A 295-nucleotide genomic window follows, 5' to 3' on the forward strand; every position below is an offset into this window, starting at 1 on the left:
CGGCGCGTCGCCTGCAACGCCAGCTTGAAGCGGCGGGCATCAGGGTGGATGCCGAGCACCCGCTGTTCGTCTACCTGCCATGCGGCGTTGGTGGTGGCCCTGGCGGGGTGGCATTCGGTCTGAAGCAGATCTTCGCCGACGCGGTGCACTGCGTGTTCGCCGAGCCGACCCATTCGCCCTGCATGCTGCTGGGGGTGTACACCGGGCTGCACGAGCAGGTCAGCGTGTACGACTTCGGCATCGACAACCGCACCGCCGCCGACGGCCTGGCGGTGGGGCGCCCGTCCGGGTTTGT

General features: G+C 69.2%; 1 pseudogene. It reads left to right on the forward strand.

Going from position 1 to position 295, the window contains the following annotated elements:
• Positions 1-295 (forward strand): annotated as a pseudogene (locus RRF55_RS27400) (D-serine ammonia-lyase); the annotation flags it as partial.

Source organism: Klebsiella sp. K47 (assembly GCF_051858335.1).
Taxonomy (GTDB): domain Bacteria; phylum Pseudomonadota; class Gammaproteobacteria; order Enterobacterales; family Enterobacteriaceae; genus Klebsiella; species Klebsiella pneumoniae.